Origin of the sequence: Enterobacter cloacae complex sp. IR5422 (assembly GCF_049238165.1) — a bacterium.
In the GTDB taxonomy this organism is placed as follows: Bacteria; Pseudomonadota; Gammaproteobacteria; order Enterobacterales; family Enterobacteriaceae; genus Enterobacter; species Enterobacter roggenkampii.
In genome coordinates this window covers 121996-141053 of record NZ_JBMKHT010000002.1, presented here as the reverse complement: position 1 = coordinate 141053, position 19058 = coordinate 121996, and the positions used below count along the sequence as shown (strand labels likewise).

The 19058-nt window shown below is 59.8% G+C and carries 19 protein-coding genes; 7 read left to right on the top strand and 12 right to left on the bottom strand.

Annotation, left to right across the window (positions count from 1 at the left end):
• The first annotated feature begins 134 nt into the window (after positions 1-134).
• Genes ACOTXT_RS02240 through ACOTXT_RS02230 form a run of 3 tightly spaced genes read left to right on the top strand, consistent with a single transcriptional unit; the run spans position 135 to position 2386 of the window.
• Positions 135-737, top strand: a complete 603-nt coding sequence (locus ACOTXT_RS02240) for a non-oxidative hydroxyarylic acid decarboxylases subunit B (protein ID WP_055321969.1) — start codon at positions 135-137, stop codon at positions 735-737.
• A complete protein-coding gene (locus ACOTXT_RS02235) occupies positions 727-2154 on the top strand; it encodes a non-oxidative hydroxyarylic acid decarboxylases subunit C (RefSeq protein ID WP_055321968.1) in 1428 nt (475 codons plus the stop codon). Before ACOTXT_RS02240 ends, ACOTXT_RS02235 begins: the two co-directional genes overlap by 11 nt.
• A 10-nt stretch (positions 2155-2164) precedes the next feature.
• Positions 2165-2386, top strand: a complete 222-nt coding sequence (locus ACOTXT_RS02230) for a non-oxidative hydroxyarylic acid decarboxylases subunit D (protein ID WP_003862116.1) — start codon at positions 2165-2167, stop codon at positions 2384-2386.
• A 139-nt stretch (positions 2387-2525) separates the two neighbouring features.
• Here ACOTXT_RS02230 and mutS read toward each other — a convergent pair whose 3' ends face one another.
• Both mutS and ACOTXT_RS02220 read right to left on the bottom strand, forming a co-directional pair.
• Positions 2526-5087 (bottom strand): DNA mismatch repair protein MutS, encoded by a 2562-nt coding sequence (gene mutS, locus ACOTXT_RS02225; RefSeq protein WP_045418257.1) that lies wholly within the window; start codon positions 5085-5087, stop codon positions 2526-2528.
• A 113-nt stretch (positions 5088-5200) separates the two neighbouring features.
• Entirely contained in the window at positions 5201-5431 is a 231-nt protein-coding gene (locus tag ACOTXT_RS02220; RefSeq protein ID WP_008499591.1) for a SymE family type I addiction module toxin, read from the bottom strand.
• A 175-nt stretch (positions 5432-5606) separates the two neighbouring features.
• Here ACOTXT_RS02220 and ACOTXT_RS02215 point away from each other — a divergent pair, with 175 nt between their 5' ends.
• Entirely contained in the window at positions 5607-5951 is a 345-nt protein-coding gene (locus ACOTXT_RS02215) for a nitrous oxide-stimulated promoter family protein (RefSeq protein ID WP_008499590.1), read from the top strand.
• Between the two features lie 5 nt (positions 5952-5956).
• Here the strand turns inward: ACOTXT_RS02215 and ACOTXT_RS02210 are convergent, their stop codons facing one another.
• The 10 genes from ACOTXT_RS02210 to hypA form a co-directional block, all read right to left on the bottom strand.
• The gene (locus ACOTXT_RS02210) at positions 5957-7177 is read right to left on the bottom strand and encodes an MDR family MFS transporter (protein WP_055321967.1); all 1221 of its coding nucleotides are present in this window, start codon (positions 7175-7177) and stop codon (positions 5957-5959) included.
• A gap of 16 nt (positions 7178-7193) precedes the next feature.
• Positions 7194-7955 (bottom strand): ABC transporter ATP-binding protein, encoded by a 762-nt coding sequence (locus ACOTXT_RS02205; protein ID WP_008499588.1) that lies wholly within the window; start codon positions 7953-7955, stop codon positions 7194-7196.
• Positions 7955-8992, bottom strand: coding sequence for a FecCD family ABC transporter permease (locus ACOTXT_RS02200; RefSeq protein ID WP_008499587.1), 1038 nt, complete (start codon positions 8990-8992; stop codon positions 7955-7957). Before ACOTXT_RS02200 ends, ACOTXT_RS02205 begins: the two co-directional genes overlap by 1 nt.
• Positions 8992-9990: an ABC transporter substrate-binding protein gene (locus tag ACOTXT_RS02195; protein ID WP_045418276.1), complete on the bottom strand. Its 999-nt coding sequence runs from the start codon at positions 9988-9990 to the stop codon at positions 8992-8994. The genes ACOTXT_RS02200 and ACOTXT_RS02195 overlap by 1 nt, the downstream gene beginning before the upstream one ends.
• Positions 9991-10143: 153 nt before the next feature.
• Positions 10144-12216, bottom strand: a complete 2073-nt coding sequence (gene flhA / locus ACOTXT_RS02190) for a formate hydrogenlyase transcriptional activator FlhA (RefSeq protein WP_021241929.1) — start codon at positions 12214-12216, stop codon at positions 10144-10146.
• A 64-nt stretch (positions 12217-12280) separates the two neighbouring features.
• Positions 12281-13291 (bottom strand): hydrogenase expression/formation protein HypE, encoded by a 1011-nt coding sequence (gene hypE, locus ACOTXT_RS02185; protein ID WP_248226041.1) that lies wholly within the window; start codon positions 13289-13291, stop codon positions 12281-12283.
• On the bottom strand, positions 13288-14409 hold the full coding sequence (hypD, locus tag ACOTXT_RS02180) for a hydrogenase formation protein HypD (RefSeq protein WP_248226040.1): 1122 nt from the start codon (positions 14407-14409) through the stop codon (positions 13288-13290). The genes hypE and hypD overlap by 4 nt, the downstream gene beginning before the upstream one ends.
• 2 nt (positions 14410-14411) lie before the next feature.
• Positions 14412-14684: a HypC/HybG/HupF family hydrogenase formation chaperone gene (locus ACOTXT_RS02175; protein WP_333163971.1), complete on the bottom strand. Its 273-nt coding sequence runs from the start codon at positions 14682-14684 to the stop codon at positions 14412-14414.
• A complete protein-coding gene (gene hypB, locus ACOTXT_RS02170) occupies positions 14675-15538 on the bottom strand; it encodes a hydrogenase nickel incorporation protein HypB (protein WP_248226037.1) in 864 nt (287 codons plus the stop codon). Before hypB ends, ACOTXT_RS02175 begins: the two co-directional genes overlap by 10 nt.
• 3 nt (positions 15539-15541) lie before the next feature.
• On the bottom strand, positions 15542-15892 hold the full coding sequence (gene hypA, locus ACOTXT_RS02165) for a hydrogenase maturation nickel metallochaperone HypA (protein WP_008499580.1): 351 nt from the start codon (positions 15890-15892) through the stop codon (positions 15542-15544).
• A gap of 210 nt (positions 15893-16102) precedes the next feature.
• Here hypA and hycA point away from each other — a divergent pair, with 210 nt between their 5' ends.
• From hycA to hycC, 3 genes are all read left to right on the top strand, one after another.
• The gene (hycA, locus tag ACOTXT_RS02160) at positions 16103-16567 is read left to right on the top strand and encodes a formate hydrogenlyase regulator HycA (RefSeq protein WP_023294428.1); all 465 of its coding nucleotides are present in this window, start codon (positions 16103-16105) and stop codon (positions 16565-16567) included.
• A gap of 71 nt (positions 16568-16638) precedes the next feature.
• The gene (locus ACOTXT_RS02155) at positions 16639-17247 is read left to right on the top strand and encodes a 4Fe-4S dicluster domain-containing protein (protein ID WP_045408561.1); all 609 of its coding nucleotides are present in this window, start codon (positions 16639-16641) and stop codon (positions 17245-17247) included.
• Positions 17244-19058: a formate hydrogenlyase subunit 3 gene (gene hycC / locus ACOTXT_RS02150; RefSeq protein WP_333163976.1), complete on the top strand. Its 1815-nt coding sequence runs from the start codon at positions 17244-17246 to the stop codon at positions 19056-19058. The genes ACOTXT_RS02155 and hycC overlap by 4 nt, the downstream gene beginning before the upstream one ends.

Here is a 19058-nt window from a genome sequence, read left to right as displayed (position 1 = left end):
GCTAAAGTCCAGGATGATAATGCGGCATTTTTTAGCATTTTGTGTGATCGTGTACGAACGATCTTGTCAGAAAAACAATCCGGGAGTAGTTTACCTACAATGTTCGTACACGAACAAATTGATTGAGGTGATGAATGAGATTGATCGTGGGAATGACGGGGGCGACGGGTGCTCCGCTGGGCGTGGCGCTGCTGCAGGCGCTGCGGGAAATGCCGGAAGTAGAGACGCATCTGGTGATGTCGAAGTGGGCAAAAACCACCATTGAGCTGGAAACGCCTTACACCGCCCAGGACGTTGCTGCCCTGGCTGACGTCATCCACAGCCCGGCTGACCAGGCCGCCACCATCTCCTCCGGCTCGTTTCGTACCGACGGCATGATCGTCATTCCCTGCAGCATGAAAACGCTGGCCGGGATCCGCGCGGGCTATGCCGAAGGGCTGGTGGGCCGTGCGGCGGATGTGGTGCTGAAAGAGGGGCGTAAGCTGGTGCTGGTGCCCCGTGAAACGCCGCTCAGCACCATTCATCTGGAGAACATGCTGGCGCTCTCCCGCATGGGCGTGGCGATGGTGCCGCCCATGCCTGCGTACTACAACCACCCGCAAACCGCCGATGACATTACCCAGCATATTGTGACCCGCGTGCTCGACCAGTTTGGCCTGGAGCATAAAAAGGCGCGTCGCTGGAACGGGTTGCGGGAGGCGAAACATTTTTCACAGGAGAATAAAGATGGCATTTGATGATCTGAGAAGCTTCCTGCAGGCGCTCGATGAGCAAGGGCAACTGCTGAAAATTGAGGAAGAGGTAAACGCCGAGCCGGATCTGGCGGCGGCAGCCAACGCGACCGGCCGCATCGGTGACGGCGCGCCCGCGCTGTGGTTCGACAATATTCGCGGCTTTACCGATGCCCGCGTGGTGATGAACACCATCGGCTCCTGGCAAAATCACGCTATTTCGATGGGGCTGCCTGCGAACACGCCGGTGAAAAAGCAGATCGACGAGTTTATTCGCCGCTGGGATAAATTCCCGATTGCGCCAGAGCGCCGCGCCAACCCGGCCTGGGCGCAGAATACGGTGGACGGTGAAGACATTAACCTGTTCGACATCCTGCCGCTGTTCCGCCTGAACGACGGGGACGGTGGTTTTTATCTCGACAAAGCGTGCGTTGTCTCGCGCGATCCGCTCGACCCGGATAACTTCGGCAAGCAGAACGTTGGCATCTACCGCATGGAAGTGAAGGGCAAGCGCAAGCTCGGCCTGCAGCCGGTGCCGATGCACGATATCGCTCTGCATCTGCACAAAGCGGAAGAACGCGGCGAAGACCTGCCGATTGCGATTACGCTGGGCAACGACCCGATCATCACCCTGATGGGCGCGACGCCGCTGAAATACGATCAGTCGGAATATGAAATGGCTGGTGCGCTCCGTGAAAGCCCGTACCCGATTGCCACCGCACCGCTGACCGGCTTTGATGTGCCGTGGGGTTCTGAAGTGATCCTGGAAGGGGTGATTGAAGGCCGTAAGCGCGAAATTGAAGGGCCGTTCGGCGAGTTTACCGGCCACTACTCCGGTGGCCGTAACATGACGGTTGTGCGTATCGACAAAGTTTCTTACCGCACCAAACCGATTTTCGAATCCCTTTACCTCGGCATGCCGTGGACCGAGATTGATTATCTGATGGGGCCAGCCACCTGCGTGCCGCTCTACCAGCAGCTGAAAGCGGAGTTCCCGGAAGTGCAGGCGGTAAACGCGATGTACACCCACGGTCTGCTGGCGATCATCTCCACCAAAAAGCGTTACGGCGGCTTCGCCCGCGCGGTTGGCTTGCGCGCCATGACCACGCCGCACGGCCTGGGATACGTGAAGATGGTGATCATGGTGGATGAGGATGTCGACCCGTTCAACCTTCCGCAGGTGATGTGGGCGCTGTCATCGAAGGTCAACCCGGCAGGCGATCTGGTGCAGCTGCCGAACATGTCGGTGCTTGAACTCGATCCGGGATCCAGTCCGGCGGGCATTACTGACAAACTGATTATTGATGCGACCACGCCTGTCGCACCGGACACCCGGGGCCACTATAGCCAGCCGGTTCAGGATCTTCCCGAAACCAAAGCCTGGGCTGAAAAACTGACCACGATGCTGGCTGCACGCCAATAAGGAGGAAAAGATGATTTGTCCACGTTGTGCCGATGAGCATATTGAAGTGATGGCGACGTCACCGGTGAAAGGGGTCTGGACCGTTTATCAGTGCCAGCATTGTCTGTATACCTGGCGCGATACCGAACCGCTGCGCCGTACCAGCCGCGAGCACTACCCGGAAGCGTTCCGCATGACGCAGAAGGATATTGACGAGGCGCCGCAGGTGCCGACAATCCCGCCGCTGCTCTAAAAAAAAGCCCGGTGGCGCTGCGCTTACCGGGCGATAATATTGTGCGGCCTTTTGCCCGGTGGCGCTGCGCTTACCGGGCCTACGGTTTTGTAGGTCGGGTAAGGCGAAGCCGCCACCCGACAAAACAGACCGCAGAGAACTAAACCAGACTCTTCAACCGATAAATCCACTCCAGCGCCTGACGCGGCGTCAGGGAATCAGGATCGAGATTCTCCAGCGCTTCCACAGCAGGCGATGTCTCTTCCGCTGGCACCAGCAGCGACATCTGCGTACCATCGATCTGCGTCGCCGCCGCATTCGGTGACAGGCTTTCCAGCTCACGCAGTTTCTGACGCGCGCGCTTGATCACCTCTTTCGGTACACCGGCCAGCGCCGCAACGGCCAGACCATAGCTCTTGCTTGCCGCGCCATCCTGCACCGTGTGCATAAAGGCGATGGTGTCGCCGTGCTCCAGCGCATCAAGGTGGACGTTAGCCACGCCTTCCATTTTCTCCGGCAACTGCGTCAGCTCGAAGTAGTGGGTGGCGAACAGCGTCATGGCCTTGATTTTATTCGCGAGGCTTTCCGCACAGGCCCAGGCCAGCGACAGACCATCGTAGGTTGACGTTCCGCGTCCGATTTCGTCCATCAGCACCAGGCTGTGCTCCGTCGCGTTATGCAGAATGTTAGCCGTTTCAGTCATTTCGACCATGAAGGTTGAGCGGCCGCTCGCCAGATCGTCCGCAGCCCCGACGCGGGTAAAGATACGGTCGATGGGGCCAATCTCCACGTTTTGCGCCGGAACGTAGCTGCCGATATAGGCAAGCAGGGCAATCAGCGCGGTCTGACGCATATAGGTACTCTTACCGCCCATGTTCGGACCGGTAATGATCAGCATTCTTCGCTGCGGCGACAGGCTCAGCGGGTTGGCGATGAACGGTTCGTTCAGCACCCGCTCGACCACCGGGTGACGGCCTTCTGTGATACGAATGCCTGGCTTGTCGGTAAAGGTCGGGCAGGTGTAGTTCAGCGTTTCCGCGCGTTCGGCCAGGTTCACCAGCACGTCCAGTTCCGCCAGCGCGCTGGCGCTCAGCTGCAGGTCGGCCAGGTGCGGCATCAGCATGTCAAACAGCTCTTCATAGAGCTGTTTTTCCAGCGCCAGCGCTTTGCCTTTCGAGGTGAGAACTTTGTCCTCGTACTCTTTCAGCTCGGGAATGATGTAGCGTTCAGCGTTTTTCAACGTCTGGCGGCGCACGTAGTGAATCGGCGCCAGGTGGCTCTGCCCGCGGCTGATTTGAATGTAGTAACCGTGAACCGCGTTATACCCCACCTTCAGGGTGTCGAGACCAAGACGCTCGCGCTCGCGGATCTCCAGCTTATCAAGGTAGTCCGTCGCGCCGTCGGCCAGCGCGCGCCATTCGTCCAGCTCCTCGTTGTAGCCCGGGGCAATCACGCCGCCATCACGCACGAGAACCGGAGGCGCATCAATAATGGCGCGTTCAAGCAGCTCGCGGAGTTCGGTAAATTCGCCCATGGTTTCGCGGAGTTTCTGTACCGGCGCGCTGTCAACGTCGCTCAGCTGCGCACGCAGTTCCGGCAGCTGCTGGAAAGCATGACGCATCCGCGCCAGATCGCGCGGTCGCGCCGTGCGCAGCGCCAGACGGGCCAGGATACGTTCCAGATCGCCCACCTGACGCAGGACAGGCTGCAGCTCGGTATAGCGATCCTGCAGGGCGGCAATCGTCTGCTGACGGCAAACCAGCGTAGCGGTATCGCGAATCGGCATATGCAGCCAGCGTTTCAGCATACGGCTGCCCATTGGCGTGACCGTACTGTCGAGGACCGACGCGAGCGTATTTTCTACGCCGCCCGCCAGGTTCTGGGTGATCTCCAGGTTACGGCGCGTGGCGGCATCCATGATGATGCTGTCCTGCTGGCGCTCCATGGTGATAGAGCGGATATGCGGCAGGGCGGTGCGCTGGGTATCTTTTACGTACTGCAGGAGGCAACCAGCCGCGCACAGCCCGCGCGGGGCATTTTCAACGCCAAAGCCAATCAGATCGCGGGTGCCAAACTGCAGATTCAGCTGCTGGCGCGCGGTATCAATTTCGAATTCCCACAGCGGACGGCGGCGCAGCCCGCGACGACCTTCAATCAGCGCCATTTCGGCGAAATCTTCGGCATAGAGCAGTTCTGCCGGGTTGGTGCGCTGCAGTTCGGCAGCCATCGTTTCACGATCGGCCGGTTCACTCAGACGAAAACGCCCGGAGCTGATGTCCAGCGTCGCGTAGCCAAAGCCTTTGCCGTCCTGCCAGAGCGCGGCCAGCAGGTTATCCTGGCGCTCCTGAAGCAGGGCTTCATCGCTGATGGTGCCCGGCGTGACGATGCGCACGACTTTGCGTTCCACCGGACCTTTTGAGGTCGCGGGGTCGCCGATCTGTTCGCAGATGGCGACAGACTCACCCTGATTCACCAGTTTCGCCAGGTAGTTTTCTACCGCGTGGTGCGGAATACCGGCCATTGGAATGGGTTCACCAGCCGATGCGCCCCGTTTGGTCAGCGAGATGTCGAGCAGCTGCGATGCGCGTTTGGCATCGTCATAAAACAGCTCGTAAAAATCGCCCATACGATAGAACAGCAGGATTTCCGGATGCTGTGCCTTCAGCTTCAGATACTGCTGCATCATCGGCGTATGTGCGTCGAAATTGTCGAGTGTGCTCATGGAGTTATGATGTCCATTTCTTTGAATATAAACCGTTTTGAGCGGCTCAGTGGCCGTTTGTTCCTTCTATTGTCGCATGAAAAAAAGGTACGGCGCAGAAAAATGTCGCCGCTTTACGAGGCATCTTCCGACATGAGCTCAATGACGATTTTTCCATGCTCCACACCCACTCGCACCCGGGAGTGGGTGGTAAACCCTGCCTTTTCAAGCCAGTCACCTTTTAAGCTCAGCGCCGCATGCACGCTGTAGCGCTTCGGTATCTTGGTATTGCGGTCTTCATGGCGCTTTCTGAAATATCCCACTGTTAAATGGCGATAGGGTTTGTTGATAGCGAGTTCTTGCATAGGGTCTCCCGACAACACGGATAAAAGTCATTACTGATGCCTGTATAAAATACCAGTGATGGTTGGGCCTTGCAGGGCTAAAACTGGAATCAGGCTTCAGAAAACAACATGCAATAACTGAAATCCCGCATTGAAAGGTGTATTATTTTTGCACTTTATTGTTCGGTAAGTCGCTATGTCCGGTAAACGAATTTCACGCGAAAAAGAGACCATCGCGAAAATGATCGCGCTGTATCAGAAGCAGTGTCCTCAAGCCTCTGTGGAAGAGGGGCACTATCAGGCGCTAAATGCCTATGCCGATAAGCGTCTGGATAAATGCGTTTTCGGGGAGGAAAAGCCCGCCTGTAAACAGTGTCCGGTCCACTGCTACCAGCCTGCAAAACGCGAAGAGATGAAGCAGATTATGCGCTGGGCAGGCCCGCGAATGCTCTGGCGTCACCCCATTCTGACCGTCCGCCATCTGATGGATGACCGTCGTCCCGTACCGGAACTGCCGGAAAAGTATCGTCCGAAAAAGTGACCGGTTCAGCTTCTGAGCGGGCGGCAAATCACGTTAAGGGCCAGCGCGCTGCAGAGCGGGAAGAGGGCGAGCTGCAGCCAGGGGAGCATCGCCTGCGTTGAGGGCACCAGCGCGCGATCCAGCAGGCTGCCAAACAGCAAATTTCCGGCCAGTACCGCAATGCCTCCGGCGGTGGCGAGTGCGCCGTAGTGCGCCCCCAGCGTGGACTCCTCGGCAAACCGGGGGACCAGGTCCTTAGCTGAGGGTACCAGCAGCATCTGTCCCAGCGTCAACAGCGTCACGAAACAGACCGACGGCAGCAGGCGCAGCCAGCCCTCAGGCGGTGCCGTCGGCGCAAACATTGCCACGCTTGCAAAGGCGGCGGAGAGGAATAAAAAGCCCACCGGCAGGATCCTCACCGCGCCCACGCGCCGGGCGAATCGCGCCAGCGGCAGCTGTAAAGCAACAATCAGTACAGAGGCCAGCATAAAAAGCGGGCCGAGATCTTTCTCGTTACCGCCGGCGCGCTGGATCTCTACCGGCAGCGCCAGATAGAGCTGGTTGTAGCTTAAAAGCCACGAGCTATAGGCAATGATAAAGGCGACAAAGCGGGGCTGGCGAAAGGTCGTCCACCAGGGAACGAGCTTCAGCGTCCGCGCGGCATGGCGTGACGCGGGCAGGCAAAAGTAGAGAACCACCAGCGCAACGAGAAAGACGCCAGCGCCCGCCAGCGCCACCTGGCGAAAGCCCAGGCCGGTGAGTAGGGCGCCAGCAACCGGGCCCAGTACCGCACCGAGTTCCCCGCAGACCGCAAACAGCGCGAACCACTCCGCCCGGCTTCGTTTACCTTTCGCCTCGCTGTGCGTGCCCGCTTTCGCCAGCAATGCCTCAATAGAGGGAGAAAACAGCGCGCCGCCCACCCCCGTCAGGCACGCGCCCAGAATAATCGGCCACAGCGATTCTCCTAGCGCCAGCAGCAGATACCCCGCGACGCGAATAATGCACCCGCTCAGGATAACGATTTTCGCGCCAAACCGGTCCGAGAGCGCGCCGCCGACGATAAACATCCCCTGCTGAGAGAAGGTGCGCAGGCCGAGGATCAGCCCGATCAGCCCGCCGGAGAGCAGCATGTCGTCGCGCAGGAATATCGCCAGGAAGGGAACAACGGCGTAAAAGCCGATGTTAAAAACAAACTGGCTACCCAGTAAGACTGGCGGCCAGAGCGTGGTGGCAGGGCGAAGGGGCATCGTTGTTCACTCGCCCCTAAACGATAAAGTGAATGTGCTTTTTGCCATGGAACGGTGAGATCTCAATTTTGGTTTTGACCCGGAAGACGTCCCAGAGCAGCGACTCGGACAGGATGTCCTGCGGTGTTCCCGTCGCCACAATTTGCCCTTTCTGCATCACAATCAGCGAGTCGCAGAACATCGAGGCGTGGTTGAGATCGTGGATGGCGACAATGCTGGTGACCGGTAATTCGCTGATTAACTGCATCAGCTGCATCTGATGATGAATGTCCAGGTGGTTGGTCGGTTCATCCAGCAGGATTTCCGTCGGGGTCTGGGCCAGCGCGCGGGCAATGTGGACGCGCTGGCGCTCACCGCCGGAGAGGCTCAGCCACCCCTGGTCGCTTTTATCCAGCATATCCACACGCTGCAGAGCGGCGGTGACGGTTTCGTCATCGTGCGTGCTCCAGTTGGAAAAGGCGGAGTGGTGCGGAATCCGCCCGAGTTTGACCACGTCGCGCACGCGCATGTTGGCGTCAGTCATGCCGTGCTGCTCCACGAAGGCGACCCGGCGGGCCAGCTGCTTTTTGGCAATACGAGAGATGTCCTGGCCGTCCAGCGTCACACAGCCCGCATCCGGGCGACGCAGCCCCGCGAGGATACGTAAAAGAGACGATTTGCCGCAGCCGTTAGGGCCAAGCAGTCCTACCGTTTCGCCCCGTGAAACCTTCAGCGAGACGTCATTAACGATGACTTTTTTGCCGACCTTCCAGGTAATATTTTCAGCGCAGATGCTCATCACTTATTCCTTGAGCGGTAGATAATCACGGCAAAGAACGGAACGCCAACCAGCGCGGTGACCACGCCGACGGGCAGGCTTTGCGGCGCAATCAGCATGCGCGAGGCAATGTCTGCCAGCACCATCAGGATCGCGCCTGCCAGCGCGCTGGCAATCAGCAGCGTGCGGTGCAGCGGCCCGAACAGGAAACGCATGACGTGCGGCACCACCAGCCCGACAAAGCCGATTGACCCCGCCATGCTGACGATGGTTGCGGTAATCAGCGCGGTGGTGGTAAAGAGCGCCAGGCGCACCCAGGGGACTGCAATGCCCAGCGATGCCGCGGCGTCATCGCCGAACGTAAAGGCATCCAGCGCTCGGGAATAGTAGAGGCACACGGCTAACCCAATCAGCACCACGACCAGTGCCAGCTGGAATTCAGGCCAGCGTACGCCGCTGAAGCTGCCCAGCAGCCAGAACATCACGTCGCGCGCCTGCTGGGCACTGGCGGAGGTGCTAATGGTGTAGGCGGTAATGGCGTTAAAAAGCTGCGAGGCGGCGACGCCTGCCAGAATCGTACGTTCATTCCCGCCGCGCGCGCCGTTCGTCAGAAACGCGACAAACGCAAACGCGGCGAACGCCCCGGCAAAGGCCCCGGCAGAGAGCGACACCGCACCGGTGCCGATCCCCAATACGACGACAGAAACCGCCCCGGTCGACGCGCCCGCGGACACGCCGAGCACGTAGGGTTCCGCCAGCGCGTTCTTCAGCAGGCTCTGCAATACGGCCCCGCAGATGGCCAGACCTGCGCCGCAGCAGGCCGCCACCAGCGCGCGGCTCAGGCGGAAGTCCCAGATCACGCTCTCATAGATGCGAGTGAGCGGGACATCGGTGAGCCCCATTTTATTGCTGATGGCGTAAAACACGTTATCCAGCGGGATGGACAGCTCGCCGACGCTGACGCTCAGCGCGATAACCAGAAATAGCAGGACAAAGGCGAGCAAACACGAGGTCGTCAGAACCAGGCTCTGCCTGGCCTGAAGGACAGCGGTGGTCATCAGTTCAGCCCCAGTTTTCTGAGCTGTTCGCCAACCTGCTCAGCCCCGTAAATCGTGCGAATTGTCGGGTTCATGGCCTGACCGTCCATCACCACGATATGGCCTTTTTTCACCGCGTCCAGCTGGCTGACGGCCGGATCGCTTTTCAGGAATTTGATTTTCTCTTCCGCGTTATCCAGCGCCCAGCGGTTGCGATCCAGGCTCGAGACCACAATCACATCCGGATTGGCGGCAATAATGCTTTCCCAGCCCACGGTTGGCCATTCGGTCTCGGAGGTAATGGCGTTATGCCCGCCCATCAGGCTGGCGATAAACCCGGAGGGGCTATTTTTACCGCCTACGTAGGCGTCCGCAGAAGGGGAGGAGCTTGAGAACCAGAAAACAAAGGAGAGATCTTTTTTGTTTTTACTGAATTCCTGGCGCAGGTCAGCCTCACGTTTTTTGAAATCGGCAATCACGGCCTGACCGCGGTCTTCAACGTTAAAGATTTTGGCGAAATCCTCAATCTCCTGATAGAGATACGTCATATCCCACAGTTTCTGGCGGCTGCCGTACATATCGCCGGTGGCTTTTTTGGTCGCACACATGCCCGGGGACACGTAGCTGTTCACGCCCAGGGTCATCAGATCGTCGCGTTTTGCGACCTTGCTTTCTGGCCCCAGCAGCAGCGGTGACTGCGCGGGGACAAAGTCGGGATTTTGCGCAAGCACGGATTCAAGGGTAGGGATTTCGACCGTCAGGGTTTTGATTTTTGCGTTCTGGTCCGCCAGCTGCGGCAGCACTTTCGTCGGCCAGAAGGCGCTGGCCTTCACCTTATCTTCCAGCCCCAGCAGGAGCAGAATTTCGACGGTATTCTGACCCAGAGCCACGACGCGTTCCGGCGCTTTGGTGAATGTCTCTTTATAGCCACAGTTTTCAATCGTCAGAGGATATGTGGTTGCCAGAGCAGAACTGACCGACGCAACCGCCAGGCCTAACGCGCAGATGACCTTCTTCATGAAACGCTACCCTTGATTAATATTATTATTGATGCAAATGAAACTCATTATTAAGGCGGAATTTTATACAGAGGAAACGATTTTGTGTCAATGAGGGACAATTGCGCAGGGTAACGAAAGGCGGTGCCAGAAAAACACCGCCGGATTGGGGGCTTAAACCAGGCTCTCTTTATCGATCCCGAGACGCTTCATGCGCGACAGCAGGGTAGTGCGTTTTAACCCTAAACGCTGGGCGGCACCTTTTGGCCCGGCAACCACGCCGTTGGTCTCTTTGAGTACGCGCATAATGAGCTGATATTCATCTTCTCCCTCTTTCGCCGTCTCGGCGGCGGGTACGGTCACGTCAGGCAGCGTCACTTCAGGCAGGGAGAGCTGCAGCACATTGCCGCGCGTCAGCAGCACCGCACGCTCGATGACGTTTTCCAGCTCGCGCACGTTGCCGGGCCACTCCATTGATGAAAGGGTACGTAACGTCTCGGCAGGAATGCTGTCGATGTTTCGCCCCATCCGACGCGCGATCTTGGCGGTAAACGCTTTGACCAGCAGGGGAATATCTTCCGGGCGCTCGCGCAGCGGCGGCAGGAAGATCGGGAAGACGTTCAGGCGATAGTAGAGATCGCTGCGAAACTCGCGGTCGGCGACCATTTTTTTCAGGTCGCGGTTGGTGGCGGCAATCAGCCGCACGTCAGTCTGGATAAGCTTGTTGCTGCCAAGACGTTCAAACTCCTGCTCCTGCAGGACGCGCAGCAGTTTCGGCTGTAGCTCCAGCGGCATATCGCCCACTTCGTCGAGGAACAGCGAGCTCTTGTCCGCAAGCTCAAAACGGCCCAGCCGCTGGCTGCTGGCCCCGGTGAATGCGCCGCGCTCGTGGCCGAACAGGTCGCTTTCCAGCAGGCCTGCGGGCATCGCCGCGCAGTTCATCTTCACCATCCGACGGCTGTTGCGGTTGCTCAGGTTGTGGATGGCCCGGGCAATCAGCTCTTTACCCGTACCGGTTTCGCCCAGGATCAGCACCGTGCTGTCGCTTTGCGCCACCATCTCAACCTGCTTGAGCACGCTGTACATGGCGTCGCTGCGCCCGATGATTTCACCAAACTCGCTGTCCACGTTGTTGAGCTGTTCGGTCAGGGCCAGGTTCTCATCCACCAGCCGCTCTTTCAGGCGGTGGATCTCCTGATAGGCGAGGGCGTTATCCAGCGCGATGGAGATACGCTCGGCGATCTGGCGCAGCAGCTTCAGGTTGGCGGTGGTAAACACGGCTTCATCACACTGCGCCAGCTTCAGCACCCCCAGCATGGTGTTGCCGGACATCAGGGGAAGCAGGCACAGGGTCTGTATCTTGTTGCCCCAGGTGTTAAACAGCATCCGCTCGTACGGTGCCACCGGGTCCTGCTCGCTCAGGTTGAGCAGCAGGATCTCTTTGCTCTTAAACACCCGCTCAGACAGGGTGCCCGCTTCGTCCACTTCGCTCTGCTCGTGCGCCGGGTTGGCTTCATCCAGATAATGCGTGGAGTAGATGTTCAGCTTGCCCTTGCGATGGCCGCGCAGCGCGATACTGATGGCATCGATTTTGAAATAGTGGTGGATCTCTTTCGACACTTCGCTGACCAGCTCGTCCATATCAAGGCGCGACAGCACGGCGTTGGTGATGGCAACCAGAATGCGGAAGTTGTCGCGCTCGCGGCTCAGCAGGTCGTAATCCACGTTATTGGTCACGCGGCTTTGGATCTGCTCCGCGACGACGGCCACAATTTGGGTAAAGGTGTGCAGACGCTCGTATTCCGCCTCGCTCCAGGGCTGGTCGGTCGTGCGAATAAACTCGCAGCCACCAAAAATATGTCCCTCCGCCGCGAGCGGCAGCATGCTGTAGTGGCCGAACGGCTGGTAGAGGTTGCTCTCCGCGAGCCGCGGCCACGCCGTGCGGAACTCCTCAAAGTTGCAGTGCAGCGCTTCCGGACGGGAGAGAATACGGCGCACCGGGCCATGCGCGAGATACGTTTCGTCTTCGTACTCAAACGTTTTGCCATTATCGCGCGTTGAATAGTAGCTCGCGCGGTGCGTTCCGCTATGCCACAGTACAATCGCCGCGCTGTCGGCCAGCGCTGATTGCCTGACCAGCCGCGTCAGGGCATCGCTCAGCGCGCCGAGATCGGGCTGCTGTAAAAGTGTGCGCGTGATATCAAACAGGCCCTGCTGTCCAAGATCGCTCATCGGTGTATACGGCATTATTGCTTTCCAATAGAAACTGGCAAAAAAGAGACATTCAGTGCTGACCGCTTATGGCGCGGCTCTAGCAAATTCGGGGTAAGGGTTCCGCGTGCGGCAGGTCCAGCGTGCGCTTCACGCCGTAAAGTCCGGTCAGGCGCACCCCCTTGCGCTCAACCACTTCGCCGATGATGGCGGCCTCTTTCCCTAATGGATGCGCGCGCAGTTCTGCAAGAACGGCTTCCGCCGCCGCGCGTTCCACGCCGATCACCAGCTTGCCTTCGTTAGCAAAGTTCAGTGGGTCAAGTCCCAATAGTTCGCACAGCCCGCGCACGGCAGCTTTTACAGGCAGGCCACGCTCGGTCAGTTCAATTCCGCACCCGCTGCTTGCGGCGAATTCGTGAACCACCGCATTCACCCCGCCGCGGGTGGCATCGCGCAAGGCCTTCACGCCGGGAATAGTACACAGCGTCTGAATCAGCGGGGTGAGCACCGCGCAGTCGCTGCGCAGTTCACCGTCCAGCCCTAAGCCTTCGCGCAGGTTAAGGATAGTCGCTCCGTGGCAGCCCAGCGTGCCGGTTACCAGCAGCACGTCGCCCGCGCTAAGCCGCTGTGCGCCCCAGTGAATGTTGGCGGGGATAGCCCCCATCCCGGCGGTGTTGATAAACAGCTTATCGGCCGCACCGCGCTGTACCACTTTGGTGTCCCCGGTGACGATAGCGATACCCGCCTCGCGCGCGGTGTGTGCCATGCTGTTCACCACCGCCGTGAGCGTCTCCATCGGCAGCCCCTCTTCGAGGATGAATCCGCAGGAGAGGTAGCGGGGAATGGCGCCGCTGACGGCCACGTCGTTGGCCGTACCGCAGACGGCGAGCTTGCCGATATCGCCGCCGGGAAAGAACAGCGGATCGATGACGTAGCTGTCGGTGGAGAAGGCCAGCCGGTCGCCCTGGGCGGTGAGGGTGGCGAGGTCAATGCGCGCCTGGTCTTCCTGCTCGGCGAGCCAGGGGTTGTTAAAGGCCTCCATGAACAGCCGGTTAATCAGCTGCTGCATCGCCTGTCCACCGCTTCCGTGCGCCATTTCCACCGTGTTCATGCTTCACACTCCTGGTTGCGATATTGATACCACGCGGCGCATGCCCCTTCGGAGGAGACCATCAGCGCGCCAAACGCCGTTTGCGGGTTACAGGTATTGCCAAATAACGGGCACTGATGCGGTTTGCATTTGCCGGTGAGCACCTCGCCGCAGCGGGCCCGGGGATCGTCGCAAACCTGCTGCGGCTGCGGGCGGAAATGCGCTTCGGCGTCGAACGCGCGATAGGCTGGCGTCAGGCGCACGCCGGATTCGGCAATCAGCCCCAGTCCTCGCCACTCGCTGTCGCCTTCGACGCTGAACACCTCCGCAATGGCACGCTGAGCCCGTTCATTGCCGGCATCCGGCACCACGCGGCGGTACTGGTTTTCGACCGCGCTCAGGGCCGCTATTTTCTGCTCAACCAGCATGGTGACACCTTGCAGTAGATCAAGTGGTTCGAAACCAGCGACCACTAACGGACGATTGTACTGTTCAGCGATAAAACCGTAGGCGTCTGTGCCAATCACCATGCTGACGTGGCCCGGTGCCAGAAAGGCGTCAATGCCGTTGCCTGGCGCTTCCAGCAGGCTGCGCAGGGTAGGGATAAGCGTAATGTGCTGGCAGAAGAAGAAAAAGTTATCGACGCCGCGCGCTTTCGCCTGCTGCAGCGTGATGGCCGTCGCGGGCATGGTGGTTTCAAACCCCAGGCCAAAAAATACCACCTTGCGCGCGGGGTTATCCGCTGCCAGCGTCAGGGCATCCATCGGCGAATAGACGATCCGGATGTCCGCCCCGCGCGCTTTCGCCTGCAGCAGCGAGCCGTTTTTCCCCGGCACGCGCATCGCGTCGCCAAAGGTGCAGAATATGACGTCGGGCCGGCTGGCAATCTCGATACAGCTGTCGATGCGGCCCATTGGCAGCACGCAGACCGGGCAGCCGGGGCCGTGGATAAACTCAATGTTGTCCGGCAGCAGCTGGTCGAGGCCAAATTTGAAGATCGCGTGCGTGTGCCCGCCGCACACCTCCATGATCCGCAGCGGCCTTTCTTTGGTGTAGTCCAGCCGCGCCGCGCGCGTTTTGAGGTGTCCGATAAGCTGCAGCACCTGCTCCGGCGCGCGGTATTCATCAACGTAACGCATGATTATCGCTCCTTGCCGTACAGCAGCGCGCCGACGTCCGGCTCCACGTCGAACATGTTTTGCAACGCATCCAGCGTGTCGCGGGCTTCCGCTTCGTTAATCACGCTCATGGCAAACCCCACGTGGACCAGCACCCACTGGCCGAGACGCGACGCGCCCGTTTCATCGCTGCTGCCCACCAGCGTCAGGTCTACATCGCGCAGGATGCCGCAGACCTCGACTTTGGCCTGATTACCGTTGAGGGAATGGATTTGTCCCGGTACGCCTATGCACATCGTTCGTTCTCCAGCCAGCGTAACCAGCCGTCCATGCCGTCGCCGCGCGTGGCGGAGACCATCATGATCTCAATCTCCGGGTTCACTTCGCGGGCATACGCCAGGCACTTATCCACGTCGAAATTCAGGTACGGCAGCAGGTCGACTTTGTTCAGCAGCATCAGGGATGCCGCGGCGAACATGTGGGGGTATTTCAGCGGCTTGTCTTCGCCTTCGGTCACCGAAAGCACCGCCACCTTGTGTCGTTCACCCAGATCGAAGCTCGCCGGGCAGACCAGGTTGCCGACGTTTTCAATAAACAGGATGCCGTTATCCGCCAGCGGCAGGCGCGGGGCGGCGTCGGCAATCATCTGCGCATCCAGATGGCAGCCTTTGCCGGTGTTAACCTGAATTGCCGGGGTGCCGGTTTCGCGGATGCGCGCCGCGTCGTTTACCGTTTGCTGGTCGCCCTCGATCACCGCGCAGGAGACGCGCCCGTTGAGGCGTTTGAGCGTTTCGGTCAGCAGCGTGGTTTTGCCGGAACCGGGGCTGGAGACCAGGTTCAGCACCAGCTGTTTGCGGGCGGCGAAGCGGGCGCGGTTGCGGGCGGCGATCTGGTTATTTTTGTCCAGCACGTTGATTTCCACGTCCAGCATTTGACGCTGGCTCATGCCCGGCGCGTGGGTACCCGCTTCGCCGTGGCCGTAATGCAGGTCGCCCGCGTCGGAACGCTGCGGCGCAAAGGTAATGCCGGTCAGGGCTGCCGCAGGGCGCGGGGCAGGGGAAAAGGGCGCGGAGCGAAACGCGGAGTGGGGACGGTGCTCATCCCCTTCTATATACAGGTTGCCTTCGGCGCAACCGCAGGTACTACACATACTTTACTCCTTCTCGATTTCGAGGCGTTGGATCTGCATGCCGTCATCCGCCACGATGCGCAGCCCGGTGCTCTGACACTGCGGACAGCGCTGTACCTTTGATGAGAGCAGGGTGACGTACTGCTGACACTGTTCGCACCAGCACTCCGCCTGCTGCTCCTCAATATGCAGTTCGCAGCCTTCCGCCAGCGTGCCGCGGCACACCAGCTCAAAACAGAAGGTCAGGGCGCTGGTCTCGACGCAGGAAAACGCCCCGACCTTCAGCCAGACGCCGGTGACGCGTTTCGCGTGGTTTTGCACAGCCTGCTGTTCGATAAGTTCCAGAGCCCGCTGGCAGAGGGTGATTTCGTGCATGACGCCTCCTCAATGAATTGCCCCGGTAATGCAATAACAGTGCCAGCTTGATTTTTGTTAAGGCGTGTCGATGTCACCGCTGTCGAAATGACACGTCGACACCGCGATGTTGACAGCGAATTTTTAATTAAATCCATTGAAAATCATAAACATAAAAACTGGCATGGAATCTGCTTAACAGCCGCTATCTCCATTAAACGGATACCTATTATGACTATTTGGGAAATCAGCGAAAAAGCGGAATACATCGCGCAGCGTCATCAGCAGTTACAGGACCAGTGGCACCTTTACTGCAACTCTCTGGTTCAGGGCATTACCTTGTCGAAAGCGCGTCTTCACCACGCGATGAGCTGTGCGGCGCAGGGCGATATGCGCTTTGTCCTCTTCGGCCATTTCATCATCAATGTCACCCTGGCGGATAACTTCAACAGCCACACCATCGAGTACCACCTCGAGACAAAAGACGGTGAAAAACAGTGTATTGCAAAGGCGCAGCTGATGGCTGACGGCATGGTGGACGGCCACGTCAGCAACCGCGATCGCCAGCAGGTACTGGAGCACTATCTGGAAAAAATCGCCCCGGTTTATAACGGCCTGTACACCGCCGTTGAACACGATCTCCCGGTCAACCTGAAGCAGCTGATGGACGGAAATACCTCAGCGAACGTGGCCTGACCCCCAGTGTGTCGAGAAGTGTCGACAAGACAGTTTTTCGTCAAAAATGACTATCACCAGAGGATAACCCGGTGAACCGTTTTGTAATTGCTGACTCGACGGTCTGTATTGGCTGTCGAACCTGTGAGGCGGCGTGTTCGGAAACGCATCGCCTGCATGGGCTACAGTCCATGCCGCGCCTGCACGTCATGCGTAATGAAAAAGAGTCTGCCCCGCAGCTCTGCCATCACTGTGAAGATGCCCCCTGCGCGGGTGTCTGTCCCGTGAACGCCATCACCCGCGTGGATGGCGCAGTCCAGCTGAACGAAAGCCTGTGCGTAAGCTGCAAGCTGTGCGGCATTGCCTGCCCGTTCGGTGCGATTGAATTCTCCGGCAGCCGCCCGCTGCATATTCCGGCCAATGCCAACTCGCCTAAAGCCCCGCCCGCGCCTCCGGCGCCTGCACGCGTCAGCACGCTGCTGGACTGGGTGCCCGGCATCCGTGCCGTGGCGGTGAAGTGTGACCTGTGCAGCTTCGATGAACAGGGCCCGGCCTGCGTGCGCACCTGTCCAACCAAAGCGCTGATTCTGGTGAATATTCGCGACATCGCCCGCACCAGCAAGCGCAAGCGCGAGCTGACCATTAATACCGACGTCGGCGATCTTTCGCTTCTGCAGACGCTCAACGAGGGGGTGAAATGAACGCGATTACGATGATTACCAGCGCCGTGGCGTACTTTGCCGCCGCCGCTGTGCTGGCGTGGCTTCTGTCATTCCATAAAACCCTGAGCGGCTGGATCGCCGGGATCGGCGGGGCGGTCGGCAGCCTGATGACGCTGGCGGCGGGTGGAGTTGTCCTGCTCGGCGGGCAGTCCGCAGAGGCCGTGATGCCGCTGATTCGCCACACCGTTGCGATTACGCCGCTGAACGCCATCTGGCTGGTGACCTTTGGCCTGTGCGGGCTGTTTATCAGCCTGTTCAATATCGACTGGCACCGCCATCCGCACGCCAAAGCCAACGGCCTGCTGGTGAACCTGCTGATGGCGACGGCGGTCTGCACCGTGATCGCCAGCAACCTCGGCGCGCTGGTGGTGATGGCGGAGATCATGGCGCTCTGCGGCGTGTTCCTGACCGGCTGCAGCGCCTCCGGGAAAGTGTGGTTTGCGCTGGGACGCCTCGGGACGCTGCTGCTGGCGCTGGCCTCCTGGCGGGTGTGGCAGCGTTTCGGCACGCTGGAGTTCGCTGCGCTTAACGGGCATCCGCTGGGCAATGACGTCTGGCTGCTGGGCGTGATCGGCTTTGGCCTGCTGGCCGGGATTATCCCGCTGCACGGCTGGGTGCCGCAGGCGCATGCGAATGCCTCCGCGCCCGCTGCCGCGCTGTTTTCTGTGGTGGTGATGAAGGTCGGTCTGTTCGGGATTCTGGCGATGACGCTGACCGGCGGCCAGCCGCCGCTGTGGTGGGGCGTGGTGCTGCTGATTGCGGGCATGATCACCGCCTTCATCGGCGGCCTGTACGCGCTGATGGAGCACAATATCCAGCGTCTTCTGGCGTACCACACGCTGGAGAATATCGGCATCATCCTGCTCGGCATGGGCGCGGGCGTGACCGGGCTGGCGCTTAATCAACCGGCGCTGATTGCCGCTGGCTTTATCGGCGGTTTGTATCACCTGATCAACCACAGCCTGTTTAAAAGCACCCTGTTCCTCGGGGCGGGCAGCGTCTGGTTCCGCACCGGCCATCGGGATATCGAAAAGCTCGGTGGGATTGGCAAAAAAATGCCGGTGATTTCGCTGGCGATGCTGGTCGGGCTGATGGCGATGGCCGCGCTGCCGCCGCTGAACGGCTTTGCCGGGGAGTGGGTGATCTATCAGTCCTTCTTCGCCCTCGGTCAGAGCGAGGCGTTTATCACCCGTCTGCTGGGGCCGCTGCTGGCGGTCGGGCTGGCGATTACCGGGGCGCTGGCCGTGATGTGCATGGCGAAAGTCTATGGCGTGACCTTCCTTGGCGCACCGCGTACGCGTGAGGCTGAGAACGCCTGCTGCGCACCGGTACTGATGGGCGTAAGCGTGGTCGCGCTGGCGCTGTGCTGCATCGCGGGCGGGGTTGCCGCGCCGTGGCTGCTGCCGCTGCTGGGCAAGGCCATTCCGCTGCCGCTTGAGACGGCTCACACCGTCGTTTCCCAGCCGATGATTGCACTGCTGCTGATTGCCGCGCCGCTGCTGCCGTTCGTGCTGATGCTGTTCTTCAAACGCGACCGGCTCACCTCCCGCTCGCGCGGTGCCGCGTGGGCCTGCGGTTATGAACACGAACAGTCGATGGTCATCACCGCCCACGGTTTTGCTATGCCGGTGAAAGAGAACTTCGCCGCCGTGCTGAAGCTGCGCCACTGGCTGAACCCGGTGGGCTGGGTACCCGGCTGGCAGAACGCTGCCGCGCCCGCGCTGTTCCGCCGTCTGGCGATGATCGAGCTGGCGGTGCTGGTAGTGATTGTGATTTCACGAGGAGCCTGA